Annotated in this window: 23 protein-coding genes, 1 tRNA gene and 1 pseudogene; 14 read left to right on the top strand and 11 right to left on the bottom strand. The window is 67.5% G+C overall.

Annotated features, from left to right (window positions below; translation table 11 throughout):
• Positions 1–229 precede the first annotated feature (229 nt).
• Positions 230–613 (bottom strand): hypothetical protein, encoded by a 384-nt coding sequence (locus tag BLR41_RS16010; protein ID WP_176798012.1) that lies wholly within the window; start codon positions 611–613, stop codon positions 230–232.
• A 663-nt stretch (positions 614–1276) separates the two neighbouring features.
• On the opposite strand from BLR41_RS16010, the gene BLR41_RS16000 reads away from it, so the two are divergent.
• Positions 1277–2161, top strand: a complete 885-nt coding sequence (locus tag BLR41_RS16000) for a helix-turn-helix domain-containing protein (RefSeq protein WP_092629404.1) — start codon at positions 1277–1279, stop codon at positions 2159–2161.
• A gap of 12 nt (positions 2162–2173) precedes the next feature.
• Positions 2174–2374: a DUF397 domain-containing protein gene (locus BLR41_RS15995; RefSeq protein ID WP_092629403.1), complete on the top strand. Its 201-nt coding sequence runs from the start codon at positions 2174–2176 to the stop codon at positions 2372–2374.
• A 120-nt stretch (positions 2375–2494) separates the two neighbouring features.
• On the opposite strand, the gene dgoD is transcribed toward BLR41_RS15995, so the two are convergent.
• Positions 2495–3640, bottom strand: coding sequence for a galactonate dehydratase (gene dgoD, locus BLR41_RS15990; protein WP_092629613.1), 1146 nt, complete (start codon positions 3638–3640; stop codon positions 2495–2497).
• A gap of 322 nt (positions 3641–3962) precedes the next feature.
• Between dgoD and BLR41_RS15985 the strand changes: the two genes are divergently transcribed.
• The 4 genes from BLR41_RS15985 to BLR41_RS15970 all read left to right on the top strand — a co-directional run bounded on the left by BLR41_RS15985 (position 3963) and on the right by BLR41_RS15970 (position 7526).
• Positions 3963–4712, top strand: coding sequence for a FadR/GntR family transcriptional regulator (locus BLR41_RS15985; RefSeq protein WP_092629401.1), 750 nt, complete (start codon positions 3963–3965; stop codon positions 4710–4712).
• A gap of 76 nt (positions 4713–4788) precedes the next feature.
• Complete coding sequence (locus BLR41_RS15980) at positions 4789–5682, top strand: SMP-30/gluconolactonase/LRE family protein (protein ID WP_092629400.1); 894 nt, start codon at positions 4789–4791, stop codon at positions 5680–5682.
• On the top strand, positions 5679–6629 hold the full coding sequence (locus BLR41_RS15975; protein ID WP_092629398.1) for a sugar kinase: 951 nt from the start codon (positions 5679–5681) through the stop codon (positions 6627–6629). Before BLR41_RS15980 ends, BLR41_RS15975 begins: the two co-directional genes overlap by 4 nt.
• 273 nt (positions 6630–6902) lie before the next feature.
• Positions 6903–7526, top strand: coding sequence for a bifunctional 4-hydroxy-2-oxoglutarate aldolase/2-dehydro-3-deoxy-phosphogluconate aldolase (locus tag BLR41_RS15970; RefSeq protein WP_092629397.1), 624 nt, complete (start codon positions 6903–6905; stop codon positions 7524–7526).
• Between the two features lie 50 nt (positions 7527–7576).
• Here BLR41_RS15970 and BLR41_RS15965 read toward each other — a convergent pair whose 3' ends face one another.
• Positions 7577–8986 carry an MFS transporter gene (locus BLR41_RS15965; protein WP_245694313.1) on the bottom strand — a complete coding sequence of 470 codons (1410 nt, stop codon included), beginning with the start codon at positions 8984–8986 and terminating at the stop codon, positions 7577–7579.
• 72 nt (positions 8987–9058) lie between these two features.
• Between BLR41_RS15965 and BLR41_RS15960 the strand changes: the two genes are divergently transcribed.
• The 3 genes from BLR41_RS15960 (at position 9059) to BLR41_RS15950 (ending at position 12932) form a co-directional block, all read left to right on the top strand.
• Positions 9059–9982 (top strand): LysR substrate-binding domain-containing protein, encoded by a 924-nt coding sequence (locus BLR41_RS15960; protein ID WP_092629611.1) that lies wholly within the window; start codon positions 9059–9061, stop codon positions 9980–9982.
• A gap of 279 nt (positions 9983–10261) precedes the next feature.
• A complete protein-coding gene (locus tag BLR41_RS15955) occupies positions 10262–11983 on the top strand; it encodes an SDR family oxidoreductase (protein ID WP_092629609.1) in 1722 nt (573 codons plus the stop codon).
• Positions 11984–12152: 169 nt separating this feature from the next.
• On the top strand, positions 12153–12932 hold the full coding sequence (locus BLR41_RS15950) for an IclR family transcriptional regulator domain-containing protein (protein WP_092629607.1): 780 nt from the start codon (positions 12153–12155) through the stop codon (positions 12930–12932).
• A 122-nt stretch (positions 12933–13054) separates the two neighbouring features.
• Here BLR41_RS15950 and BLR41_RS15945 read toward each other — a convergent pair.
• Positions 13055–13921 (bottom strand): annotated as a pseudogene (locus tag BLR41_RS15945) (glycine/sarcosine N-methyltransferase); the annotation flags it as partial.
• Between the two features lie 998 nt (positions 13922–14919).
• Here BLR41_RS15945 and BLR41_RS15940 point away from each other — a divergent pair.
• Entirely contained in the window at positions 14920–16236 is a 1317-nt protein-coding gene (locus BLR41_RS15940) for a peroxidase family protein (protein ID WP_176798011.1), read from the top strand.
• A 171-nt stretch (positions 16237–16407) separates the two neighbouring features.
• Here BLR41_RS15940 and BLR41_RS15935 read toward each other — a convergent pair whose 3' ends face one another.
• Complete coding sequence (locus BLR41_RS15935) at positions 16408–17871, bottom strand: catalase (protein ID WP_092629390.1); 1464 nt, start codon at positions 17869–17871, stop codon at positions 16408–16410.
• Between the two features lie 755 nt (positions 17872–18626).
• Between BLR41_RS15935 and BLR41_RS15930 the strand changes: the two genes are divergently transcribed.
• The 4 genes from BLR41_RS15930 to BLR41_RS15915 are packed head-to-tail and all read left to right on the top strand — an operon-like array spanning position 18627 to position 22418.
• The gene (locus BLR41_RS15930) at positions 18627–19238 is read left to right on the top strand and encodes a M15 family metallopeptidase (RefSeq protein WP_092629389.1); all 612 of its coding nucleotides are present in this window, start codon (positions 18627–18629) and stop codon (positions 19236–19238) included.
• Positions 19235–20380 (top strand): alanine racemase, encoded by a 1146-nt coding sequence (gene alr / locus BLR41_RS15925; protein WP_092629388.1) that lies wholly within the window; start codon positions 19235–19237, stop codon positions 20378–20380. Before BLR41_RS15930 ends, alr begins: the two co-directional genes overlap by 4 nt.
• Complete coding sequence (locus BLR41_RS15920) at positions 20377–21372, top strand: D-alanine--D-alanine ligase family protein (RefSeq protein WP_092629387.1); 996 nt, start codon at positions 20377–20379, stop codon at positions 21370–21372. The genes alr and BLR41_RS15920 overlap by 4 nt, the downstream gene beginning before the upstream one ends.
• Positions 21369–22418, top strand: coding sequence for an acyltransferase family protein (locus tag BLR41_RS15915; protein WP_218120177.1), 1050 nt, complete (start codon positions 21369–21371; stop codon positions 22416–22418). The genes BLR41_RS15920 and BLR41_RS15915 overlap by 4 nt, the downstream gene beginning before the upstream one ends.
• A 200-nt stretch (positions 22419–22618) precedes the next feature.
• Here BLR41_RS15915 and BLR41_RS15910 read toward each other — a convergent pair whose 3' ends face one another.
• The 6 genes from BLR41_RS15910 to sepX form a co-directional block, all read right to left on the bottom strand.
• Positions 22619–23197 (bottom strand): hypothetical protein, encoded by a 579-nt coding sequence (locus tag BLR41_RS15910; protein WP_143013103.1) that lies wholly within the window; start codon positions 23195–23197, stop codon positions 22619–22621.
• The gene (locus BLR41_RS23715; RefSeq protein ID WP_281240966.1) at positions 23194–23325 is read right to left on the bottom strand and encodes a hypothetical protein; all 132 of its coding nucleotides are present in this window, start codon (positions 23323–23325) and stop codon (positions 23194–23196) included. Before BLR41_RS23715 ends, BLR41_RS15910 begins: the two co-directional genes overlap by 4 nt.
• A gap of 387 nt (positions 23326–23712) precedes the next feature.
• Entirely contained in the window at positions 23713–24090 is a 378-nt protein-coding gene (locus BLR41_RS15905) for a DUF1330 domain-containing protein (RefSeq protein ID WP_092629604.1), read from the bottom strand.
• Positions 24091–24455: 365 nt separating this feature from the next.
• Positions 24456–25154 carry a mycothiol-dependent nitroreductase Rv2466c family protein gene (locus tag BLR41_RS15900; RefSeq protein ID WP_092629384.1) on the bottom strand — a complete coding sequence of 233 codons (699 nt, stop codon included), beginning with the start codon at positions 25152–25154 and terminating at the stop codon, positions 24456–24458.
• 583 nt (positions 25155–25737) lie between these two features.
• Positions 25738–25810, bottom strand: a tRNA-Ala gene (locus tag BLR41_RS15895).
• 90 nt (positions 25811–25900) lie between these two features.
• The gene (gene sepX, locus BLR41_RS15890) at positions 25901–26545 is read right to left on the bottom strand and encodes a divisome protein SepX/GlpR (RefSeq protein ID WP_245694309.1); all 645 of its coding nucleotides are present in this window, start codon (positions 26543–26545) and stop codon (positions 25901–25903) included.
• Positions 26546–26985: the final 440 nt, after the last annotated feature.

Below are 26985 nucleotides of genomic sequence, written 5' to 3'. Positions count from 1 at the left end.
ACGGGACTGTGTTGTCCCAGGAGGGGAGAACTCCGGCGCGGCACCGGTCTAGGGGTGTGCACTGCTGGGCGGTGCACATTTCGCGAGAAATTGACGGCGCCGCCGCGATTTCTCGAGAAATCGACGGTGGGGTGTTGGTGGTCCCGCACGGCGGTGTGCGGGGCCGGGCGGGCGCGTGCCGGAGGTGTCGGGGGTTTTCACGGCACACGCCCGGGTCCGAAAGGGACGGTCAGGCCACGGCTGGGAGATCATGGTGCCCGGTCCCTGCTGGACACGGGCTGGCGGGGGTTTTCTCGGTGGGGTTGTCGGTGTCGAGGTGGGCCAACTCGCACAGCCACGGCTCGTAACGGTGCCGCGGGCTGGGCGGGTGGGCCTCGCTGCCGCCGATCACGTACTGCAAACACACCGGGCAGTAGTGGTGCCACCCGCCCAGAATGCGCTCCGGCGGGTGCGGGGCCAGCTCAATCGCCTGCCCGCAGAAACACGCCACCATCCCCCGACCCGCACGGGCGGACTCGGCGTGTTTGTACGGGGCGGTGGCATGAATCTCGCCCGAACCGGTGCCGGTGACGAACCGAGGCGGCGGCACGGGCGGCTCAGCCAGCGACGGCATGGCGCACCACCCGCCCCCCGCAGACCCGACCACGCGATCATGGAACAACACTGCGAACACAGCTCCGAATCGGCCTCCGGCTCGCCGAGCGGCGTGATCTCACCCAACCCCAGATAAACCTGACACAGCGACAGCACCCACGCCGCCGTGTACTCACCCGGATGATGCCCGATCGCGTGCAACCGAGGTGCCTGGCCACACCGGTGATCGGCCTCCGTCGCCGCCAGCACCACAAACACCAGGCTGCGCGGAAACAACGCACCCACCTCACACCACCCCCACCAGGCAGCCGAGGTGCGAAGGTTCCAGACGCGCAGACACACGCCCCACCACAAGCGATAGCATCAACAACGCTCCACATCAGTAGTAAACGGCTGACGGAGCCACCCCCGCGTGATGCTTGCCGGCTGTACGCGGGAAGGGCTACTCGTCCGGTGGTCGCTACCGGACGAGTGGTTCACAAAGCGACGAACTCGCTGATCGACTCGAAGAACGCACGAGTACAACCGCACGGCCGAGCTTCACGGCCCAACGGCAGAGCACTTGTAGTGCCGGGTTCTGACTCAATCACTGCTGTATCGATCCTGACTCTGCTATCCATACGACAACATCATGACAATGTCAGAATATATCGTTGATAGTGTCATCAATGCATTCATCTGAATGGGCGATGATCTCCAGCAGCTTGTCATAACTACGCTGTTGGACATGTCATCCGCGAGGCGTCGGCAGCTCGGCTCATGGCTTACGAAACTCCGCCAGTCGGCGGAGTTCGACGTGGCGGACGCAAGCAGCGCTCTCGGGTGTTCGGACTCGAAGATCCGACATATCGAAGCGGGACGCTCCAAGATCAAACGTCACGAGCTCATGAGCTTGCTCGATCTCTACGAAGCAGATCAAGACGTTCGCAGACAGTTGGACGAGACCCGCCAGCAAGCCGAACAGCGTGGCTGGTGGGAGAGTTACCGCGTACCGAGTTGGTTCGAGCCGTTCGTGGACTTCGAGAGCTTCGCTACCGAGGCTGTCAACTTCGAACTCGACTTGATCCCCGGTCTACTTCAAACCGAGGCATACGCTTACGAGGTGCACCGCGCGGGTAGGTACACGACGAACCCCGTGGATATCTCGCGACGGGTACAGGCCAGAGCGGAACGTCAGAAACGGCTTACTGAACCGAATCCACTCCGCCTCCGAGCCGTCATCAGCGAAGCAGCTCTACGTCGCGAAGTCGGCGGCCCCGCCCTCATGACAGGGCAATTGGACCAAGTGATGCGCTGGTGTGAACTTCCGAACGTAATTGTTCAAGTGCTCCCCTACAACGCCGGAGCACACGCCAGCCCTTCCGGCTCGTTCGCGTTGCTCTCGTTCGACAACAACGAAGCTGTCGGATTCCTCGACACTCCGTTGGGAGGGCACACCGTGGATGACCCCAACGATGTGGAAGCTCTGAAGTACGTCGGCGACGAACTTCGATCCACAGCCCTACCAGCCCCGGTCTCCCTGGAGCTGATACGTAGCATTCGGGAGGCGCACACGGCACAGACCTAGGAGGCTGGCACAGTGGATCTCTCGCGTGCGACGTGGCGAAAGTCGTCACGATCGAACAGTGGCGGTAACTGCGTCGAGGTCGCCCAGAACCTACCGGGGACCGCTCTCCTCCGGGACAGCAAACTCGGCACCGACAGCCCCGTCCTCGCGGTCTCCCCGCATCGCTTCACCGCCTTCGTCGACGCGATCAAAAGCGGCCGTCTCGACGGCTGAACCGCTGCCGTGAAGTCCCGCTCGGTACCGCCGGGCGGGCTTTTCGCTTCTCCGGCCACGACGGCCGATGACGGTGTGCATCCTCGCGGCCGAGGAGCGAACCGCCACCGACGACCCGGCTCACCACTCGGCGAAAGCGCCGTCCGAGTCCCGCCAGACCGGCGAACGCCAGCGGTGACCACGCTCGGCGGCCTCGCGCACCTTCGCCTCGTCGATCTCGACGCCCAGGCCGGGGGCCTGCGGCGCGGCGACGTGCCCCTCGTCGAACCGGAACGGGCTGGGATCCACCAGGTAGTCCAGCAGGTCCGAGTCCACGTTGTAGTGGATCCCCCGGCTCTGCTCCTGGATCAGGAAGTTCGGGGTCGCGAAGGCGACCTGCAGACTGGCCGCCAGCGCGAGCGGTCCGAGTGGACAGTGCGGTGCCAGCGTCACGTCGTGCGCCTCGGCCATCGCCGCGATGCGGCGCACCTCCGAGATCCCGCCCGCGTGCGACAGGTCGGGCTGCGCGACCGCGATGCCGGAGGTCAGCACATCGCGGAAGTCCCAGCGGGAGAACAACCGCTCCCCCAGCGCGATGGGAATGGAAGTGGAGGTGACGACCTCGCGGACCTTGGCGGTGTTCTCGGGTAACACCGGCTCCTCGACGAACAGCGGGGACAACGGCTCCAACCGGGGCAGCACCCGACGGCTCATCGCGGTGGAGAACCGGCCGTGGAAGTCCACCGCCACGTCACGCGCGTCGCCGAGCACCTCGCGCACCGCGGCGACCCGGCTGACCACCGCGTCCAGCTCGGCGGGCGTGTCGATGTGGCGCAGCCTGCCGCTGCCGTTCATCTTCACGGCGGTGAAACCGGCCTCGACCTGCTCCGCGGCTGCCTCGGCCACGTCCGAGGGCTCGTCACCACCGATCCACTGGTAGACCCGGACCCGCTCGCGCACCGGACCGCCGAGCAACCGGTGGACGGGAACGCCGTAGCTCTTGCCCGCGATGTCCCAGAGCGCCTGGTCGATACCGGCCACGGCGCTGGAGAGCACCGGACCACCCCGGTAGAAACCGCCCTTGGTCATCACCTGCCAGTGATCCTCGATGGCCAGCGGGTCGCGTCCCACCAGCAGCTCGGACAGCTCGTCGACGGCCGCCGCGACGGTGTGGGCACGCCCCTCGACCACCGGTTCGCCCCAGCCGACGAGTCCCTCGTCGGTGGAGATCCTGAGAAACAGCCAGCGAGGTGGCACCGGGAAGGTCTCCAGTCCCGTGATTCGCATGTCCACTCCGTTTCGCCTGTCTGGTTTCGCCTGTCTGGTTTCGCTCGTGGGAGTCCGAGGTTTCACGCTTGCCGGAGTGCTCATCCCTCTTCCGGACGAGCACCGAGCGAGAAATCCTGTATGACAGGTTACTCCACGTCAACACCACATCCGGAGCAATCACGACCCGATCATCGGTCTACGTGATTGGCATGAGCTGGGTATTCGTCGGATCATCCGACACGGATGACGCCTATCGAGGCAAGAACGTATCTGATAGGTTCTCGATCCAGACGCCGGGGATACTCGGCGGATGCCGCGCAACGAGCGACCGAGGACACGGATGAGCGAGACCGACGAACCGGAGCGCCCGGCGAATCGGGACGCCGCGACCGAACTCGAAGAACTGATCTTCGAACGGTTCGGGGTGGGCGAGCTGCTTCCCTCCGAGTCCGAGCTGGCGACCCGGCTGGGTGTCAGCAGGCTGACCGTGCGCGAGGCGATCCGGTCGCTGCAGGCACGGGGCCTGGTGGAGATCCGCAAGGGAAGACGTCCCCGCGTCACCGCACCCAGCGGGGACCAGATCGGGGACTTCTTCAACATCCTGTTGCGCTGGAACCCCGGTTCGGCCTTCGAGCTACTCGAAGTCAGGCACGGCCTGGAAGTACAGACCAGCACGCTCGCCGCCAACAACGCCGGCTCGAGCGACGTCTCCGCGATGGAACTGGCGATCCGGGCCATGGAGCGGGCCGAGGACGCCGCCGAGTACCACGATGCCGACCTGCGGTTCCACGAACTGCTGGCGCGCGCCTCGGGCAACCGGATGCTGGCGCTGCTCATCGAGGCGCTGGCGGGCAGCCTGCGCGACAGCATGATCGCCAGCTACCGGGGCCACCGGAAGCTGGGCGGGGCGCACACCGACGCCGCCGAACAGCACCGCGAGGTGCTCGACCGCGTCCGGCAACACGATCCCGGCGGGGCGGCCGAGGCGATGCGGAGGCATCTGCGAACCACCGAGCGGGACCTGCGGGCCGTGTTCAACACGGCACCGACGGGTGACACCGCGAACGAGCGGCGGGATCAGGAATTCTGAGCGGAAACAGCGGCAGTGTCCGAACCGGACAGCACTGTCCGGCTCGGCAGACCCCGGCACGAAAGGATGCTTCGGCTTGCACAGCGATTCGAACGTTGCCGTACACCGGGCCGAACAGGCGACCGAGAACTGCGCCGAGCACGGCGAGGGTCCGGTCTGGGACGAGGACACCGGGCAGCTGCACTGGGTGGACATGCTCGCGGGTGACCTGCTGAGCATGGTGCCGGGCGGCACCGTGGCCCGCACCAAGGTCGGAACCGTCGCCGCCGTGGCACGACCGGTGGCGGGCGGCGGTCTGGTGCTGGCGCTGGAGCGGGGATTCGCCCTGCTGCGGCCCGGCAACGAGACACCGGAGTCACTGCCCGAGTTGTGGAGCGACCCCTCGGTGCGCATGAACGACGGGGGGTGCGACGCCCTCGGCCGGTTCTACGCGGGGTCGATGGCCTACGACGAATCCCCCGGACAGGGGGCGTTATGGCGACTGCACCGCGACCTGAGTACCGAACGGGTGCTGGACGGGGTGACCATCTCCAACGGTCTGGTGTGGACTCCCGACGGTGGAACGGCGTACTACGTGGACACCCCGACCAGGCGCATCGACCGGTTCGACGTCACGCGGGATACCGGCGAGCTGCACGACAGACGCCCCGTGGTTCGGATTCCGAACGAGCTCGGTGCCCCGGACGGATTGACGCTGGACGCCGCCGGCTGCCTGTGGGTCGCGCTCTGGCAGGGCGGGGCGGTGCATCGCTACAACCCGGCGGGCGAACTGCTCACCAGGGTCGAACTGCCCACTCCCCAGGTGACCGCCTGCGCGTTCGGCGGAGCCGACCTGGACACCCTCTACATCACCACCTCCCGGCAGGGCATCGAGAACCGGGAGGACCCACACGCGGGCGCGTTGTTCCGCTTCGATCCCGATGTCCGGGGCAACCGCGTGCACCCGTTCCGGACCGAGGAGGACGCTTGACCCCCGAGGTGATCACCTTCGGTGAGACGATGGGGCTGCTGCTGGCGCAGCAGGGGCAACCGCTGGAGCACGCGACAGGGTTCCGGCGTTCGATCGCCGGTGCGGAGTCGAACACGGCGGTGGGGCTGGCGCGGCTGGGCCACCGCGTGGGGTGGTTCGGGCGGGTCGGCGACGATCCGTTCGGCCGTTCCGCGCTGCGCACCCTGCGAGGCGAAGGAGTCGACGTCTCACGGGCGGTGGTGGACGAGTCGCTGCCCACCGGCCTGCTGGTACGCGACGCGCACGCGCACCGCCCCATCGAGGTCTGCTACTACCGGAGCGGCTCCGCCGGAAGCGCGCTGCGCGAGGGGGACGTGGACGAGGAGTGGATCGGTGGGGCCGGTCTGCTGCACCTGACCGGTATCACCGCCGCGCTGTCCGAGGACGCGAGAGCGGCCACCGAACGGGCGGTAAGGGCGGCGCGGGATGCCGGGGTTCCGGTGAGTCTGGATCCCAACATCCGACGCAAACTCGCCGGGATCGAGCGGTGGGTCGAGCTGCTGCGCCCACTCACCGAGCACGCCGACCTGGTACTGGCCGGGCTGGACGAGGCCGAGGAGATCAGCGGGTGCAGCGGCGAACGTGCCACCGCCGGATGGCTGCTCGAACGGGGTGCCCGGCTGGTGGTGCTCAAACTGGGCTCGCGCGGGGCCTGGGCCACCGACGGTGAGCGGGAGTGGTTCCAGCGGGCGGCGGAGGTGCCCGCGGTGGATCCGGTGGGCGCCGGTGACGCGTTCAACGCGGGATTCCTGTCCGCACACCTGCGGGGAATCCCGGTGCCCGGGGCGCTATCCGAAGCGGCCACCGTGGCGGGCAGCGTGGTGCAGATCCCCGGTGACATGGACGGCCTCCCCGACTCGCGGCTGCGGGATCTGGCCGTGGGCGAGGAGCAGGTAACCGCGCGCTGACGCCGTTCGAGCGCGCGGTGCGGAGTCGACCCGGCCCGGTGCGCCTCGATTTCTCGCGAAGTCGCCGCGTCGCTTCGCCACCGGACCGAGCTCCCACTACCCTCGCAGCTCACACCGCAGCGGGTTCTGCCGCGCGGCTCTCGCGAGGACGGCCCCGACGTGGTGTGTGACTACCCGATGTCGGGGCACCCGTGGCGGGAGCCGTGCGAGAGGTTCCGCCACGAAACCACCCACGGAAACCGACCCGGCGCAATGTTCGTAGGGAGAAGAGGAATGTACCGCTGGCAGATAGCAAGCACCATCGCCGAGCACGGGGTGGTGGGGATCGTCCGGGCCACCGACTCGCAATCGGCACGGCAACGCGCCGCGGCCTGCCTGCACGCGGGGCTGGAGGTGCTGGAGGTCTCGCTCACCACGCCGGGGGCCACGACGGTGCTGCGTGAGCTTCGCGACGAGTACCCGAACGCGCTGTTGGGGGCGGGAACAGTGCTGGACGCCACCTCCGCACGGCTCGCCGTCGACGCCGGGGCGCGATTCCTGGTCGCACCGTCGCTGCACGAGGAGGTGATCTCCACCGGCCACCGCTACGGTGCGGCGGTGCTGCCCGGGGTCGACACTCCGAGCGAGCTGGTGCGGGCGCTGGAGTCGGGGGCCGATGCGATCAAGCTTTTCCCCGCCAGCAGGTGGACCCCGGAGAGCATGCGGGACGTGCTCGCGGCGTTGCCGCAGGCCCCGCTGGTTCCCACCGGCGGCGTCTCGGTGGATCGGGCTCCCGACTGGATAGCGAACGGGGCGGTCGCGGTCGGGATGGGTTCTGGGCTGTCGGAAGGCGATCAGGCCGAGGCCACCGAACGTATCTCTGGACTGCTGCGAGGGATTCGCCAGGCCCGCGGCTGATCCCGCTCGCACGCGGTACGGCCGGGAGGCGCGGGCCTGTGCACGATGGTTCATCCCGAGCGGCTGAGCTCACTCCCCGAGCGGCCGGACTCGGATGCCGAGCGGCTGGGGTCGGGGGCGGCCGGTTCGGGCCGATCCCGGCGTTCGGAAACGTTGCGTCGACCGAAACGCCGGGACTCGCGGAACGGCTGGTACGTGGCGGGGCCTCGCCCCTGGAACCCGGTGCGCGATACCCGCCGGTGACGATCGGACAGCAGCAGCGCCGCCACGACGAGCGGCACGAGCGAAGCGGCGAGGGCACCCAGCCAGGACACGGCCGTGGCCATGTCGTGCCAACGGGTCAGCAGCCCCACCGCCACCGCCGGCAGCCCGGCCCCGGCGTAGAAGGCGATGTAGAGCGCGGAGGTGACCGCCGCGCGCTGCCGTTCGGGAGCGACCGCGTCGATGGTGGCCCCGGCGCCGCTGTAGGTGAGCCCGTGTCCGACTCCGGTCGCCACCGCCGCGATCGCGGTCACCGACAGCGAGCCACCGCCGGTCAACGCCAGCAGCACGAGTCCCCCGAGCAACGCGCCGTGCCCGAGCAGCTGCGCCAGGCGAGGGCCGAGGCGGGTCACCAGCGGTTGGATCAGCACCGAGCAGGTGAGCACGGCGCAGAGCAACGCACCCGTGATCGCCGGGTTCTCGATCCCCGCCCGGCGACCGAGCACGACCGGCACGACCGCCAGGAAGAGCCCCGCACCGGTCCAGGCGAGGAAGCCGGAGGCGGCGGCCGTGGTGAACGAGGCGCGTATCCCCGCCGGTATCCGCGGGCGGGTCGGGCGCCAGCGACGCGCCCGGGAGTTGACGGCGGGCAGTGCCGATACCAGATACCAGCCGCCAGCCAGCAGCAGCAGGTGCACCAGATAGGGCGAGAGCCGGGGCGCGGGTGCGTACTGGGCCAGCACTCCGGCGGCGAGCGGCCCGGCCGCGGTACCCGCCACGAAGCCCATGCTGGCCAATGTGGACGCGCGTAACCTGTCCCTGTTCGCGGCCCGTTCGACGAGCAGTGCGCTGGTAGCCCCGGTCACGGCTCCCAGTGCTGTTCCCTGGGCGGCGCGCCCCACCAGCAGCCAGGCCGGGCCGGAGGCGAGCGCGAAGCAGCACGAACCGAGCGCGGCGGCCAGCACGCCCGCGCGCAGTACCGTTCGGGGGCCCAGCGCGTCCGAAGCCGGACCGAACAGCAGCAGGGCTGGCGCGCTGACGAGTGCGAAAGTGGCGTAGACCGACGTCATCGTGAGATCACCGAATCCGAAGGCCTGCTGGTAGTCGGGATACAACGGGCTGGGCAGATAGGCCCCCGCGGTTAGCACGACCAGCAGGTAGACCGCGGTACGCACCTCGTGGGCACGACCGGTGGCAAGCCCGCCCGTGGTGAGTCGGGGATTGGAACCGTCTTCGTCGAGAAATCTCCGGAACAGCACGCCACCAGTCTGTCCACGACAACTGCTGCAGAGAAGCAAACGTTTTCGCATATGATCGTGCAAAATGATTACATGATCGATCCGAAGTTGCGGGTGCTGCAGCTGGTGGCCCACCACGGCACGGTCACCGCCGCGGCCCAGGCGTTGCACTACACGCCCTCGGCGGTTTCGCACCAGCTGCGTCAGCTGGCCACCGAGCTCGGCGTGGAGCTGATCACCCAGTCGGGGCGCGGTATCCGGTTGACCGCCGCCGCCACGACCGTGCTGCGCCACGCCGAGGTGCTGTCCGCACAGGCCGAGCGCGCCCGAGCGGAGCTGGCCGCCGCCACCGACGAACCCGAGGGCTCGTTCACGGTGTGCGGCTTCTCCACCGCGGCGACCCACCTGCTCCCCCCGGCTGCCGCCGCGCTGCGGGACCACTACCCGCACCTGCGGGTCCGGGTGATCGAGGCCGAACCGGCCCGCTGCTTCGATCTGCTGCTGGCCGGGGACGCCGATCTGGCACTGCTGATAGCCACCGACGACACGCCGCCCGCGTCGGACACCCGGTTCGACCAGCACCCGCTGCTCGACGATCCGCTCGACCTGGTCGTTCCCGAGCACCACCACCTGACCCACCGCCGAACGGTCACACTCGCCGACGCGGCCGACGAGTCGTGGATACTGGGACGACCGGGCAGCACCTACCACCACCTGGTGCGCACCGCCTGCATGGCGGCCGGATTCACCCCGGACATCGCGCACTACGCCGACGAGTGGGAGACCGGAACGGCTCTGGTGGCCAACAACTTCGGCATCATCCTCGTTCCCAGGCTCGCCCGGCTGCACCACGACTGGCCCGTCACCCGCATCCCGCTGCGCGGTGAGCCGGCACCGGCACGCCGCATCCTCGCGACCAACAGACTCGGCAGCCGTGATCGGCCGGCCATCGCCACCGCGCTGGACACGATCAGCCGAACCGCCGGCACACTCCTGCCCCCACCCGACCAGGGATAGCGGGACTTCGTCACCTCGGCTTCACGTGGGGTCCGCCTGGCGGGAACCTCTCGCCCCGCCAACTCCCGAGACCGGGTAGCGAGGTTCCCCGGAAGGGTGGCCGGGACGTGAGTCGGCGCTTCGCGACGGTTCGTCGGTACCTTTCGGTGTTCGACAATCTACTGTTACTCGTGGTAACAGTTACTTCGCCGATCGGGCCGGACGGAGCGACTTCCGATCCGTTCGGCTGCCCGCCCCGGGCGGGTCGACGGCTTCGGAAACCCCGGCGAGGACGTGATCATGACGGCGAGTCCGCGAGTACACACCAGCGACGGAATCCGACTCGCGGTGCGCGAGCACGGCGAGCGTGCGCGCCCGTGCATCGTGTGCGTACACGGCTATCCCGACGACCGGCACGTCTGGGACGAGGTGGTCCCCCGGCTCGCCGAGCGATACCACGTGGTCACCTACGACGTGCGGGGCGCGGGCGAATCGGACAGGCCCCGCCGGAACGACGCCTACGACCTCGACCGGCTCGCCGCCGACCTGGAACGGGTCGTGGACGAGGTCAGTCCCGAACGACCCGTACACCTGCTGGCCCACGACTGGGGATCGATCCAGGCGTGGCAAGCCGTCACCGACCCCCGGCTGCGGGAGCGAATCCGCTCCTTCACCACGATCTCGGGCCCCTCCCTCGACCACGCGGGCGAGTGGATGCGGAGCAAACTGCGCCGCCCCACGCCGCGAGGGCTCCGCGACCTGCTGCGCCAGCTCACGCACTCCGGCTACATCGGTTTCTTCCAGCTGCCCGCGATACCCGAGCTGGCCTGGCGCACCGGCCTCATGCGGCGGGTGATACGGCTGCTGGATCCCAGCGCCCGGCACATCACGGCGCGAACCGCCGACGGGGTGGCCGGGCTCGCGCTCTACCGCAGGAACACCCGGCGACGATTCCGAGCTCCGAACCCGCGTGCCACCTCGGTACCGGTGCAGGTACTCGCCCCCACGGGCGATGCCTTCGTCGGAACCCCCATGCAGACCGAGATCGACCGCTGGGTCGAGGACCTGCGGGTGCGGTACCTGCGAGGCGGGCACTGGCTGCCCCACAGCGCCCCGGACCGGATCGCTCACGTCACCGAGGAGTTCGTCCGGCACACGGAGGGCGGGGAGCAGACCCGGGAACTGCGCAGGGCCCGAACCGACGTCGATCGGCGGAGTTTCGCGGATCGACTCGTCGTGGTCACCGGAGCGGGAAGCGGGATCGGCCGTGCCACCGCGCACGCCTTCGCCGCGGCGGGTGCCGAGATCGTGGCGGCCGATGTGGACGAATCGGCGGCGCGGCTGACCGCGGCACGACTACGCGACCAGGGCGCCGTGGCCACGGGGTACGGGGTGGACGTGGCGAGGGGCTCCTCGGTGCGGGAACTGGCCGAACGGGTCCGGGAGGAGCACGGCACGGCGGACATAGTGATCAACAACGCCGGGATCGGCATGTCCGGCTCCTTCATGGACACCACGGAGGCCGACTGGCAACGGGTGCTGGACGTGAACCTGTGGGGCGTGATCCACGGTTGCCGGGCGTTCGCCGAACAGCTGATCGAACGCGGTGAGGGTGGCCGGATCGTCAACGTGTCGTCGGCTGCGGCCTACCTGCCGGTACCGGGGCTGGCTGCCTACGCGAGCTCCAAGGCCGCCGTACTCGCCCTCTCCGAGCGACTGCGGGGCGAGCTGTCCGCGCACGGCATCGGGGTCACCGCGGTGTGCCCCGGCGTGGTCAGCTCGGCGATAACCGACACGACGACCTTCGTGGGCAGCTCGCCCGAGCAACAACGACGCAAGCGGGAACGGGCGGGACGCCTCTACCGTCGTCGCGCCTTCACCCCCGAGGCCGCCGCCGCGGAGATCCTGCGGGCGGTACGCCGCGACCGAGCCGTGGCACCGATCACGCCGGAGGCCAGGGTGGGGCTGCTGCTCTCGCGGCTGGCGCCCGGGCTGCTGCGAACGGTGACACGTTCCCGGTGAAGAGCACGGGAACCGCGCGAACGGGGAGCCACCACGGGGCCCCGGCCGCGGAGTGATGAGCCCGCCCGGAGGCTCACTGGGCGCGGCGCCCCGCTGCCCCAACCGGCGGAACACCCCGTGATGAGCTCGTAGAATGGCGGGTCGAGTACCGGACACGGACGAGGTGGGAATGACGGAGGAACGCGGCGAGCACTTCATCAGGGCGGTCGAGCGGGCGATGTCGGTGCTACGCGCGTTCACACCGGAACACCCCGAGCTGACGCTGACCGAGATCGCCAATTCGGCGGGACTGGATCGTGCGGGAGCCCGGCGGCTGCTGCTGACTCTCGTCGACCTGGGCTATGTGCGCCACGACGACCGGCACTTCGCCCTGACGTCGCGGGTACTCGAATTCGGATACGCGTACCTGTCGAACCAATCACTGCCCCGCACCGCGGAACCACATCTGCGGCGGCTGACCGACGAACTGCAGGAGATGAGTTCGATGGCGCTGCTGGAGGGCCACGAGATCCGCTACATCGCACAGATCGCCAGCCCCAGGTTGCTCTCGGTGGAGATCCCGGTCGGCACGAGATTCCCGGCTCACGCGACGTCGATGGGCAAGGTTCTGCTGGCGGGCCTGCCTCCCGAAGTCCTGGAGGCCCGGCTCGGCGGAATGCGCCTGAAACCCGTGACGGCCCGAACGGTCACCAGGCGGGAGAACCTACGTACCGAACTCGCATCGATACGCGGGCAGGGGTATGTGATCTGCGATGACGAACTCGAAACCGGTCTGCGCGGTGTCGCCGTACCGCTACGTGGGCCGGAGGGGGAGGTACTCGCCGCGGTCAATGTCTCACTGCACTCCAACAGCTCGTCGGAGGAGGAGGTTCGCAACGAGATCGTCCCTCGTCTCCGCACCACGGCCGACCGGATCGAAGCGGACATGCGCTCCCCCGCGCGGGGTTGACGGGCACGGGATTGAGGGGCACGGGGTCTCCGGAACCGCTCGTCACGACTCCGAAGACGCCCCGTAGCCACGCACGCCATGCGAACGAGATTCGTCAGAAGCTACCGTGCCGACCGTTAGTCGTCGTTCAGCTCGCCGAAATCCCGGTAGGACTTCTCCGCTACGTGGATGAAGTAGTCGGGCTCGTCGTCACCGTAGGTATCCTGGAAGTCACCGAAGGTGTCGATTCGCTGGAAGCCGACATCGCGCATCAGGCCGCGCAGGTAGTTCTTCCGAATCGGGTACATGTTGAGAAAGTATTCACTTTCATCGGGGAAAGTGTACTTGTAGCGGGCCAATCCCTCGTCCACGTGATCCGGTTTCGCCGAGACCTGCTCACCGCAGTAGTAGTATGTTCTGTTCGAACCGGATCCGTTGTCCAGCACCGCGTCGTAATTCCGCTGATCGATGATCAGCACTCCGTCGTGGCTGAGCATCGCGTAGAACTCGGCGAGGGTCTTGCGCCGGTCGTGCTCGGAGAACAGATGCGTGAACGAGTTTCCCAGACAGATAATGGCGTCGAATTCGCCGTGCACGTCACGATTGAGCCAACGCCAATCCGCGTTGACCACACGGAGTACGTGGCCACCGTAGTCCATGCCGTTCCGGAAAGCCCTGGCGAGCATCTGCGGACTGCCGTCGGCGCTGACGGTGTCGAAGCCCTCCTCGAGCAACCGCACCGAGTGGAAACCGGTGCCGGTGGCCGCGTCCAGTACGGTACGTACGCCCCGGGATCTGAGCTGGTCGACGAAGAAGTTCCCCTCACTTTCGGAACGCTTCTTCCAGTCGATCAGCTCGTCCCATTTCTCTACCATCCCACCGACGTACTCGCGAGTGTAGTGGTCCGTGTCACGGACCTCGGTCGGATTGTCGCCGAAAACCTGGTTCTCCAGCTCGACGGAACTGACGGATTCGTCCCCGCCCTGCCGGTCGGACGTGTCAGCGGTCATGTTGGTCTCCCTGCACGTCGACGCTGTCGATGGGAAGGCACGCCGCATTCCCGACCGAACCGGATCGCCAAAAAAGATCATCCGGATCGACGACACCGCCGTCGCAATTGATTCGCTTTCTTGTTTCGTTTCACCGCGTGCTTCGGGAACCAAGCTAGCCGACTCCGGGCCACGGACAACCCGAAGCGTTGTGGCCGAACCCACAGGAAAGCGAGAACAAGGCTCCCGAATAGGGATTGAAGGCATTCTCACCAGGTGAATCACCCGCTCGGCCCGCTCCACCGCCCCACCGAAAAAATCGTGGTCGAATCCCCGAAGGGTTCGCACCGCGAAACCGGGTTTCACCGCCCGAACTTCACGGGAGCCCTCGTGCGCCCACCCGCGAGAGCCCGCCCCTCGCGAGAGCCCGCCCCTCGCGAGCGATCGAGCGCCCGACCCGGGAGCAGACCGGCGGGACTGGTCGAACTCGAGCCCCACCCCGCAACGGGGCGAGCAACACCGCACACCGGAACGACCCCACGCCCTGCGGGATCTTTCACCCGCGGCCCTCGGAAGCGACTTCCTACCACAAGACTGAGCACGCATCGTCCGAACGAACAAACATCTTGCTCCATTCGAGTGGCTTACCGAGTAGTTGATTGTCACTGCCGAGTGAAGCCCACTACTCTCGATAACAGATCCGCTTGGGAACCGGGTCTTTTCCAGCGAGAACCATCTCTTCGCGCACGCATTCGCGAGGAGGCGTCGCAGGCACATCGGGAACGACCGAAGGCCTGTTCATGGGGGGCGCAAGGCATTCGATCCTTTTGCGATGTTCGCCGCATGAAAACCAGATCGGGAGTTCGTTCATGACGGTACACGGATCGCGGAACCGGGGACAGTCGGCGGCACGAACCGGTGCGGTTACCGGCAGATTCGGCAGAATGTTTCCGACGATCGAACCAAGGAGGGCCACCGGGCAATCACTGGCCGAGGAGTTCGGCCTACCCGGTGGGAAAATGGATTCCGGAACCACGACCGACGAACAGCAGAATCCGGCCCTCGACTCGGGGTTCACCTTTCTCGGACAGTTCATCGACCACAACATCACGTTCGATCCGACCAGCAGCCTGGAACAACGGATCGACCCCGACGCCCTGCGCAGTTTCCGCTCACCACGCCTCGATCTGGACCATCTGTACGGCGGCGGTCCGGTCGTCGACGAATTCCTCTACGACGGTGAGTCACAGCAGACCAAGCTCGCGATCGGCGAAGGAGGTCACGATCACGCCCGAACTCCGGAGGGCGTGGCGTTGATCGGCGATCCGCGCAACGACGAGAACCTGATCTTGTCGCAGCTGCACCTGGCCTTCGCGAAGTTCCACAACCGGATCGTGGACGAGCTACGAGCCGGGGAGATCACCGATGTCTTCGGTCAGCTCTTTCCCGACGCGCCCGAACGGCCGGAGGAAGGCCGGTCGACCACCGAACTGCTGACGCTGAGCAATTACTACGACGACCTGCTCGCCACCGCACAACAGCTGGTGCGCTGGCATTTCCAGTGGATCGTACGCAACCAGTTCCTCCCGCTGGTGGTCGGCGAGGACCTGATGAACGACATAGCCGAGAACGGGCTGCGATTCTTCGACCCGAGCGGTGATCCGTTCATCCCGGTGGAATTCGCGGTGGCCGGCTTCCGATTCGGGCACGCCACCATCCGCTCGCACTACCGGGTCAACGACTCCTTCTTCGCACCGATCTTCCCGGAGGATCCGGACGCCCCCGGTGTTCCCAGAACGGATCTGAACGGCGGACCGGTATCGCCGGAGGACACGGTGGACTGGCGCTACTTCTTCCAGGCTGACGAGGAACTGCGCGCCACACAGGCCAAGCGGTTCGAGGCCGCGATCAACACGCGGCTGCTGGATCTGCCCATCCGTGCCGTTCCGGGCGCGGTCGACGGTGCGCTGCCGGCACAGCTGCGCTCACTCGTGGTGCGCAACCTGCTGCGCAGCGAGACACAACAGCTCCCCTCGGGACAGGACGTGGCCCGCAAGATCGGTGAGCTCCCGCTCAGCGACGAGGAGCTGGAGAGCGAAGGGCCGATATACCTCTGGTACTACCTGCTGAAGGAGGCCGAGGTACTGCGCGGGGGAAGGCAGCTCGGGCCCGTCGGCGGTCGCATAGTAGCCGAGACACTGGTCGGCCTGCTGCAGGCTGATCCGAGCTCGTACCTGTCGGTGTTCCCGCGCTGGGAACCAGCGATCGGTGGTGCGGGCAGCGAGTTCGGCATCGTCGACCTGCTGCGCTACGCCGGGGTGCTCCCGGTGGAGTGACACCTCACTCGCGGACGGCGCCGCGCCCGGGCGGGGGTCGAAGTGGCACGGGGAACGTCGATTTCTCGCGAAATCGCCGGGCACGCGGCCGGCGGTACGCGCCGCGCACAACCCGGGGTGCCCCGGCCGGGGCACCCCGGGCGAGGAGATGCGGCGGGTGGACCCGAACGGTCAGCCGTTGTGGTTGCGGACCGCCCGCTCGATGCGCTTGCCGATGTCCTCGTCGACGTTGCGCCAGTACTCGAAGGCGCGCTGCAGGATCGGCTCGGTGACGCCGCCGAGCAGGTGCCCCGAGACGTTGTTGACCAGCCGCTCCCGCGCGGCGTCGTCCATCACCTCGCGCACCAGCGTGCCCGCCTGCCCGAAGTCGTCGTCGTCCCGACGAGGGGTGTAGGGCTCGTGCACCATGTCCCCGCTGGTGTGCCAACCGGAGTACCCGCCGAACCTGGCGGTGTCCGCCTCGGGGCCACCGTAGGAATTCGGTGCGTACACCGGGTCCGAGATCTTGTTGACCCGCATGTTGCCGTCCTTGCTGTAGCTGTGGACGGGCACCTCGGCCGAGTTGACCGGGATCTGCTTGTAGTTGGCGCCCAGCCGCGCCCGGTGGGCGTCGGCGTAGGAGAACAACCGGGCCAGCAGCATCTTGTCCGGGCTCGGACCGATCCCCGGGACGAGATTGTTCGGCTCGAAGGCGGCCTGCTCGATCTCGGTGTGGTGATCGGTCGGGTTCCGGGTGAGCTTCATCCGCCCCACCTCGATGAGCGGATAGTCACCGTGCGGCCAGACCTTGGTCAGGTCGAACGGGTTGAACCGATAGGTCTCGGCCTCCGCGAACGGCATGATCTGCATGTACAGCGTCCAACTGGGATAGTTCCCACTCTCGATCGACTGGAACAGGTCCCGCTGGTGGTAGTCGCTGTCCTCGCCCGCCAGCCGATCGGCCTCCTCCTGGGTGAGGAAGTCGATGCCCTGGTCGGTCTTGAAGTGGTACTTGACCCAGAACTTCTCGTCCCGCGCGTTGATCCACATGTAGGTGTGGCTGGAGTAACCGTTCATGTGTCGCCAGGTCTTCGGGATCCCCCGGTCACCCATGAGCCAGGTGACCTGGTGCGCCGACTCGGGAGAGAGCGTCCAGAAGTCCCACTGCATGTCCTTGTCGCGCGAGTTGGTGTCCGCACGCCGCTTCTGCGAGCGGATGAAGTGCTGGAACTTCATCGGATCGCGGACGAAGAACACCGGCGTGTTGTTGCCGACCATGTCGTAGTTGCCGTCGCTGGTGTAGAACTTCGCGGAGAAGCCACGCGGATCACGCCAGGTATCCGGACTGCCGCGCTCACCGGCGACCGTGGAGAACCGGATCATCATCTCGGTGCGAGTACCCGGCTGGAACAGGGATGCCTTCGTGTAGGCGCTGACATCGTTGGTCACGACGAACTCACCGAACGCCCCGTTACCCTTGGCGTGCGGCTGGCGTTCCGGGATCCGCTCCCGGTTGAACTGCGCCATCTGCTCGATGAGGTAGTTGTCCTGCAGCAGGATCGGCCCGTTCGGGCCCACCGTCAACGAGTGCTCGTCGCTTTCGACCGGGATTCCGGCATCGGTTGTCGTCGGGGGTTTGGGTTTTTCCTGCGTCACTGCTGGTGCCTCCTCGTGGCGGTTTCGAGGGGCGTATTCCGCACGCTCACCCGGCGAGCCCCGCGACGGGTCCCACTACCTGCGACGGGTCCCGCTGCACGAGCTCGATCCCTGGCGAGCATGTACGCGCCGTCCTCGTTGGGTTTCAGGCAACGGCGAAGTACCCGCTACACGCTCGCTCTCATACGACCTGGTCGACGAGCCGGCGATCCGCACCGGAGCGGCACCGCCCGGGGCTCGGACGAGCCGCTCTGCCGCGACTCACGAACCGCGATCGGCCCGAGCGCGTCGGCCCCGGCGGGGTCGGCTCCGACACCAACCGACCAGCCGGGCATGGCTTTTCGTGTACCGGCACACCGCCATTCCCCATACACCCAGTGCACTCCCGTATCCGGTACGGAGCAAATCGGGACACGCGGAAAGACACTGATCGTGTTGCCGTAGGCGGTAGAAAACGGAGCGGTGCCGGTATTCGCCCGGCACGGGCAGCCTGTGCCTGCCGAACGGAGCACCACCCTGGCGGTACGGATGGGAGGTGCAGGCCGATGGCCGGCCCCTTCCACATCGGCGAGGATCACCGGCACCGGCGGAGTAGCTGGAGCGCCCCCGACGGTTCGAGCGTCACCTCCGGTGGGGAGGGGCGCGGCGCTCGACCGATCGACCCATCAGAACGGCCGGAAAACCGACCGTTCGTCGCTGCTGCTCGTACTTCCGGACGATGTGGCGACACGCGGTGTATTCATAGTGTCGACGGCATGACGATCTTGCTATCCGACCAGCGAGTCCGAGCGATCGGTGTGCGCGACAACGGTGAGCCGCTGGTGCCGTTGGACTTCGCGTCGGGAGTCGTGGTGCGATCGGGGCTCGCCAATCGGTTGTACGACGCCAGGGGCGCACTGCCGTCCGGTGTGGACCTGCGGGTCCTGGAGGGACACCGGGGTGCGAGCGATCAGCAGGCCATCATCGAGGACTACACCAGCGAGTTACGTGTGCTGCATCCCGACGCCGACGAGGCCGAACTGGACCGGCTCTCCAGCCGGTTCGTCGCCCCCATAGCGGTGGCTCCGCACGTGGCCGGAGCGGCGGTCGATCTGACGCTGGTCGACGACGGGGGCGAGGAACTGTGGATGGGGACGGCGGTCGACGCCACCCCGGAGCACAGCGACGGCGCGTGTTGGTTCGACGCCGAGGTCGACCGAACGGCGCGGCACAACCGGACGATACTGGCCCGTGCGCTCAAGGGCGCGGGACTGGTCAACTACCCCACCGAGTGGTGGCACTGGTCCTACGGAGATCGGTACTGGGCGTTGCTGACCGAAAGAGAACACGCCGTCTACGGACCGGTCGAAGCGAAGGCTCCAGCATGAAAGCTCCCACGATCCATCCCAGGAGACCCCGAAACGCCACCGGAGTCCAGGAGCCCACCCTGGAGATCGACCTGGCCGCCGTGGCCGCCAACACCCGTCGGTTCGTCCGGCAGGCACACGGCGAAGTGATGGCCGTGGTGAAAGCCGACGGGTTCGGACACGGGCTGCACGCGGTGGCCAGGACCGCGCTCGCTGGCGGCGCCACGTGGCTCGGTGCCACGTCGATCGCGGAGGCCCTGGCCGTGCGTGGCACCGGAGTGGAGGCACCTGTGCTGAGCTGGCTGAACCCGGTGGAGGCCGACGTGACGACCGCTTGCAGGCACCGGATCGATCTGGCCGTGCCCAGCGGAAGACACCTCGCGGCCGTGGTCGAGGCCGCCGCACGAGCCGGTTACCGGGCCCGGGTCCACCTCCAGCTCGACACGGGAATGGCCCGCGACGGGGCCGCCCCGGAGGAGTGGCCGGACCTGGTGAGGACCGCCAGACGAGCCGAGAGCGCCGGGCACATCACGGTCGTGGGGGTGATGGGCCACCTGGCCAGGGCAGCCGAACCGGGCCACCCGGCGAACACGACCGGGCTGCGGGCGATGCTCCGCGGAGTGGAAACTGCCGGGCAGGCCGGGCTCCGCCCCTCCACGCGCCACTTGGCTGCCACGGCCGCCACGCTGACCGACCCCGACACGCACCTGGACCTGGTTCGGATCGGGGCCGGGCTGGTGGGCATCGACCCGTCCGGCAGCACACGGCTGCGCTCCGCGTTGCGGCTGACCGCACCCGTGGTCCAGGTGCGGCGGGTGCCCGCCGAAACCGGGGTCGGCTACGGACACACCCACGTGACCGACCGTGCGACCAATCTGGCGTTGTTACCGATCGGCTACGCCGACGGGCTGCGTCGGGACACATCGGAGGGGGCTCGGGTCCTGGTCGCGGGCAGACGGTGCCCGGTAGCTGGGGTGATCTCGATGGATCAGGTCGTGGTGGATCTGGGGGACGATCCGGTCGAGCCCGGCACCGAGGCGGTGGTGTTCGGTCCGGGTGACGACGGCGAACCGACCGTCGACGACTGGGCGCACTGGGCGGGCACCATCCCGCACGAGATCGTGACCGGTATCGGTCACCGGATTCGGAGGAGCATTCGATGAGTGGACGGTTACGGGTGGCCGTGATCGGCGGCGGACAGAACAGCGAACACGAGGTCTCCCTGGCATCCGCGGCCTCGGTACACGCGGCGCTCGACCCCGCCGGGTACGAGGCGGTGGCGTTGACCATCCTCCGCGACGGCAGGTGGCTGGGCCCGGACGAGCAGCCACTCGGCAGCTCGACGGCCGACAGCCTCGCCGCCGTGCTCGGGGTTCTCTCGGAGTGCGACGTGGTGCTGCCGCTGTTGCACGGACCACGAGGCGAGGACGGCACCCTCGCCGCCTTGTGCGAGCTGGCAGGTGTCCCCTATGTCGGCGCGCCGGTACGTGCCGGTGCGCTCGCGATGGACAAGTGGATGACGAAGCGCGTGGCCGAGGCCGTCGGCGTGCGGACCGCGCCGGGCGGACTCGTCACCCGGAACGATCTGTCCACAGTAGTCTTCGACCGCCCCGTGGTGGTCAAGCCGATCGCAGCGGGCTCGAGCTTCGGGGTGCGCCTGGTGCAGCACGCGGCGGAACTCGAACCGGCACTGCGGGCAGCGTTGGAACTGGACGAGCGGGTACTCGTGGAGCACGTGGTGACCGGCCGCGAGGTGGACGTCACCGTGATCGACGATCCGGAACACGGGCGCCGGGTCGGACCGCCGCTCGAGATTCTGGTCGACGACGGCCTGTTCGACACCACCACCAAGTACGACGGAAGTGCCGCGTTCGAGATCCCGGCTCGGCTCACCGAAGCAGAGGTCGAGGAACTGACCGATTCGGCGCTGCGAGTGTACGACGCCCTCGGCTGCCGCGGGCTCGCTCGCATCGACTTCTTCCTGACCTCCGACGGTTTCGTACTCAACGAGGTGAACACGATGCCCGGCATGACAGCCGAGTCCCAGGTGCCCAAGATGTTCGCTGCCGAGGGCCTGACCTACCCGGAGCTGTTGGACCGGCTCATCCGATCGGCCCTGGTCGACGATGAAGCGACCGTAGCGGCAGTCGGGTGAACCGGGTAAGGGACGGAGGGAGCACACGAGGCGGACAGATCGTCGGGCTCAACGTACTGCGGGGTCTCGCGGTGCTGCTCGTCATGCTGCGCCACGCGTTCCCCGACATCTTCCCCGGTGCGGGCGTGGTCGGGATCGTGATGTTCTTCACCTTGAGCGGTTACCTGATCACCGGGGTGCTGACCAAGGAGTTGACCACCGGCGGCAGGATCGACTACCGGCGATTCTATATGCGCAGGGCCCGGAGGCTGTTGCCCGCGTTGCTCGCGATGGTCGTCGTGTTCGTCGCGGTGACGGCGACCGTCGACCCGCTGGACGAGAGCGGCAGCCTGCCCCGGACCGTCGCGGTGCTGCTGACGTTCACCGGCAACCTGCCGGTTATCCACTTGGGGGGCGCCGCGTTCCACTGTTGGACACTGGCCACAGAGGAGCAGTTCTACCTGGTATGGCCCGCGCTGCTGGCACTGGCCTGGAGACGTCGCAGCGTCACGGCCACGCTCGTGAGCACCGCGGTTATCGTGCTGGCCGGTTGCGTGGCGACGCTGGTGTGGCTGTGGCCCTACCCCGACAACGCCTACGGACTGCCCACATCTTGGTTCGTGTGCTTCGTGATCGGCGCTGCCACCCGACTCCGCGGTGACTCGGGGTGGATGTCCGCCAAGTTGGTACCGCTCGCCCTCGCGGGCCTTGCGGTGCTGTCGCTCCTGCCACTGCGCGGTCACGTGCTGACCTACCTGCTGGTCGGCCCGACGATCGCCATCCTCACGGCAGCGCTGCTGCTGTTCTGGTCACACTGGCGGGAGCTGGCCGACCGCGCGTTGCTGACCCGGGGGCTCGCGGCACTCGGCCTCGTCTCCTACGGGGCCTACCTGTGGAACTACCCGCTGACCCTGTGGCTACGGCCCGAGCTGGGTGCGGTGGCCGGGCCGCTGGCCCTGGTGTTGACCATCGTGGCTGCTGCGCTGAGCTGGCGGTTCATCGAGCAACCCGTCATGCGAGGCGGTCGAACACAACGTGGACGGTCTTCCGAGGCCGCACCCCGATGAGCAACCAACGTGAGCTCGGCGGAGTCGGCGATGTGCTGCGCCGAGCCACCACCGGCAAGGCGGGAGGCGACGCGCTCACCGCCGCGCTCGACAGGTGCTCACCACCTGGTAGCGATGCCGGTGAAGGAGAACCTGCCCCGCCAGTGATACCCGAGGAGTGGCATCGGGGGGCAGGCACTGTCCACTGCGAAACGTGCTGGTCAGGCTTGCGGAGGTCCCCATCTCCGAGGAGGACCGGCAGGCGGGCCGGACTGAGTCGGCGGCCCCAGGATCTCTCCGGACAAACCGTATCTGTGAAGGATCGCGGGAGCCGGCGGCAACGAACGCCGGACGATCAGGTAGTTCATCACCACCAAGAACAGAATGACCACGGGAACCAGCATGGCTACAACGAGCGACACTGTGGACACGTCGGTCGGCTCGGTCGCGTGAATAACCAGCGGTAGGTATGCGATCCCCATGAGCACTGCCGTTATGATTACCAACGCCAACAGGGGACGACGCACTTGAGCCGCGATGGTCAAATTGACATATCCGGCGGACAGGCTTCGACGTCCAGCCGGAAGATAGCTCCCCGCCGTGAGCAGGCACAGAGCGCCGATCCCGAGAAACAGTTTCGCGATCATCAGGTCGCCATCTAGAAACAGCACTACGAAACCCGAGATCACAGCGGCGAGGATCGACGGCACACCACCACGCACCAGGTCATACCTGATCTTGGCTTCAAGTGGTGGTGACACCCACATGTAGTGCAGGTGGAGAAAATGTCCAGGATTCATCGGCGAACCTGCCAGTTCGAAGGGTCGTCATCACTCGTGGCCGCGTCCGAGAGATCAGCACTGGAACGCGTCCACTCGTCGCCGAGCTCGCTGATCTTCTGGAAGTATTCCACAGCCTCATCAGGCATGTCTTCGAGTTCCGTGTGCGCCGAATCGTACGTGGCGCGCAGTTCTCATCGTCGGGAATCCACCAATCGTCGCCCCCAGTGGCAGAGCCCGACAGTCCGCCCTGCTCTGATGCGCGATCTCGTGTGGTTCATTCTGGTTTCCTTGCCGCACCGATAGTGCGGACACCGTTTCCGGCGTCAAGCGAGTGGCTCGGTTTGCCGGGTTGATGCCACGTTCGACGATGTTGCGCTGTCGAGGAGCAGCAGAGTCGAAAACGGGTGCGTCGCCGCCCTGTCCCGTCAGTGACCAGCAGAGTCGACGAGTCCCTGGCACCTGCCGGGGGCCTGCCTTGCGATACGGTGGCTCACCCTGGCGGTCGCCCCCACGCTCCCCGCAGACCGAGCTCGTCAGGACTCGCTACGCGAGCCCCAGGGGAGAGTCGGCTGGAGCACGGCCTCGACGAGCCCGCGGGCGCGCAAACCGGTGATCTCCTGGTAGTCGGGATCCGCGACCATCCGGCTGAACGCCTCCCGATCGGGATACCGGACGAGCAACACCGCGTCCCAGTCCTGCCCTTCCTCGGCCACCAAGGGCGTCGTGCCATCGCCAACGTAGAGGACCTCACCCCCGTAACGCTGCAGCAAGGGCCTCGCCCGCCGCGAGTACTCCTCGTACGAGGAGCGGCCGTCCGGGGCGAACCGCAGCAGGTTGAGCATCACGAAAGGGCCGTCCGGGACTTCGTCCAGCACGCGTGCGAGATCGTCCCCCGCGGGATCGACTGCCATCGGCAACTCCCTGTCGTAGTCGGATTTTCGTAGCGACCGCACTCGCTCCAGCATGAAGGTCGCCCAAGTTCGGACGTCGCACACCAAGTCGCATACCGTCCAGTCGGTATGCTACTTGGGTACCTCGCCGTGCGGCTAGAGGTGGTTGGAGATTGGGGTCGTGGCGATGGGGGCCCAGTCTGGTCCTGGCGAGGTAACCGGTGAGCAGGCAGGGCTGGCGTCGCATTCGTGCCAGGCGGATTGTGATCAGCTCGAATAGTCGGTGGGAGCTACAGGGCGTGCGTCGTGCGCTTCGGATCCACCACGAGCGGTAGCGGAACCCCGACACGGCCTGCCGCACACGGACCCCGACACTTCGCCGATGATCAGCGCACCCGGGTTTCCCGACCGGCGATGCGGCTGCTCAGCGGAGTCTCGGGGAAGCTGCGCAGACTGCGTTTGAGCTCGGCGAATCCCGGCCACCGGGTGAGCGTCTCGACCGCGTCCCAAAGCCGCACCGCCTCGGTGTCGTCCGGAGCGCTGTCGATGACCGGACCGAACAGGGCAGGGCCGTCCGGCGGATCGAACGACAGGATCGGCGTGCCAACACCACCACCGGCGCGCTGCACGGCCTCCTCCGTCTCACTGCGCAGGCCCGCATCCCACGACGGATCGTGCGCGGCGTCGGCGAGCCCCCGTGGCAGGCCCACCTCCTCGAGCACGGCTTCCAGGTCGCGCCCCGCGGCCGTGCTGGCCAGTACCGCCTCGAAACTCTCCTCTTCCGGGGGTGCGACGTTCCAGACCGCCTCACCCAGCGCGCGATACAGCTCACCGAGCACCTCCACACCGTGCTCGGCACGGGCCGCCGCCACCACGCGCAGCATCTCCAACCCGCGCTGGTGCGCCTCCGGATAGGCAGCGGGTTTCCCCTCGTAGCCGATCGGCTCGTTGAGCACCTTCAGCGACAGCGGGCGCCAGTTCACCAGCAGCGGACGCTGGGCCGCGACGCTGCGCACCCAACGCGCGGTCACCCAGCAGAACGGACAGACCGGATCGAAGAAGAACTCGATACGTTGCTCGGACACGGTTGCACCTCACGTCGTTTCGTCGTCGGACGGGTCCAGCAGACCGCTGCGCTCGAGTCTTTCGGAGCTGCCTCCTCGAGCCGACGCTGCCTCCTCGAGCCGGCGCTGCTCACGTGGCCGGCGTCGGGGAGCGGGCCGCCCCGGCGTCGACGGCGGTGCGAGCCCGGGTTGTGGCTCACGCTCGCCGGGCGTACGCCTGGAACGGTTCGTCGACCGGAGTTTCGGCTAGGTGGTTGGTCAGCACCTGATGCTCCTGTGGGCGGTTCGGAGGAAGATGCCGTGCCGGCTCGGCACCGTCCCAAGGTTCCCCCTCATGATGCTTCAGGACGTCAACGAGTTCTGCTGGGCGAGATGCGGGGACGAGGGGGCGCGGCCACGTCGAGTTCGACGCGAAGCCGCGTACCGGTCATCCGGAGCAGCAACGCGGCGAGGCGCTCGTCGAAGTATCAGGGCCGGTAAACATGGGGACCACCGGACGATCCCGCTCCGCCGCAGCCCGCCTCCGCGACAAAAAAACGAGGCCGCCCCCGCCTTACTGGCGGAAACGGCCTCGAAAGGATGGTTCGCACAATGGCCAACCCGGTGGAGCTGCGGGGAATCGAACCCCGGACCTTCTCGATGCGAACGAGACGCGCTACCAACTGCGCTACAGCCCCGGCGCTCCCAGCCTTCCGACCGAGTGCGCGACTAGCATAGCAACCGTCCCAGGCGGATGGGCACACCCCCCACCCATCCGCCGTTCGACGTTATTCTCCCACCGCACGGCGGTACGGCTGCCACAACCGGTCGTCGAGTTCGTCGAACTCGGGATCCTCGTCGTCGATGTCGAGCACCTCGGTGTCCCCGGGGCGGGAGACGTCCGGTCGCGCCCCCGGATGCCTCTCCTCCTCCGGAACGGGCTCCTCGGCCACGTAACCGGATTCGGCCGCGGCGTGAGCGGGCCCCTCGGGTTCCTTGCCCCGCGCGTCGGTACGCTCGTCCGACTCCCCGGAGAGTCTCGCGAGCCTGCGACTGCGCACGTCCTCCTCGATGCGCACCTGCTTACGCAGATACCCCAGGTATCCGATCAGCAGCAGATCGGTGAGGCCGTGCACCCACCACAGCGTCGACCAGGACAACCCGGCGAGCACGGCGGTCACTACGGCCACCGCGAGCATGGCGAGCACGATCCGCTGTCTGCGCGCGTACTTGGTGCGCGCCGCCAGTGCGGCGGCGTCCGGATCGAAACCACCACGACCGGGGCGATAACGCCGTCCCGATCCGGCCTCCTCGCTGTCCGGACCACGCCAGTACTCGCTTCCGGCGGCGTCGAACTCGTCGTCGACGTCGGTTTCGTCCGAGTCGTCCCGCGCGGCCGATGAACGGGACTTGCCTGCTGTGTTGTCAGGCATCGTGAGCGCCTCCTTGTTTCCACTGCCGCTCGCTCCACCCGCCCCGGGCCGGGCCTGGCCGCCGCGCCGAACCACTCTCGAGTTCAGCGCGGTATCCGTCGTACGTGGGACTCGCCGGCCGCGGCGGACGAACATGGGCACCAGAACGATGAGCCAAGCCGCTGCCAACCCCACGAAAATCAGTGCGCTGAGCACACCTTGCCACCTCCCCCTGGCAAACGGCGGCACACACCTGCACTGTCCACGTTATCCAGAACCCTCATACCTGTCTTGGAGCCACGCCGAGCGCGGTTCGCTCCAAGCAAGCACGAAAATCCCGCAAACGGGGCAAGATACGACACGCAGTGATCAAATTTTGTCGATGGATTTCACCCGAAAGAACCAGTGAGCCCTAATGAGTTTGTGTGATCGTCAATACACAACATCATCAGAGGGCGCGT

Source organism: Actinopolyspora mzabensis (assembly GCF_900101095.1).
Taxonomy (GTDB): Bacteria; Actinomycetota; Actinomycetes; order Mycobacteriales; family Pseudonocardiaceae; genus Actinopolyspora; species Actinopolyspora mzabensis.
The sequence above is the reverse complement of the archived record's forward strand: the minus strand, read 5'-3'. Positions and strand labels throughout refer to the sequence as shown.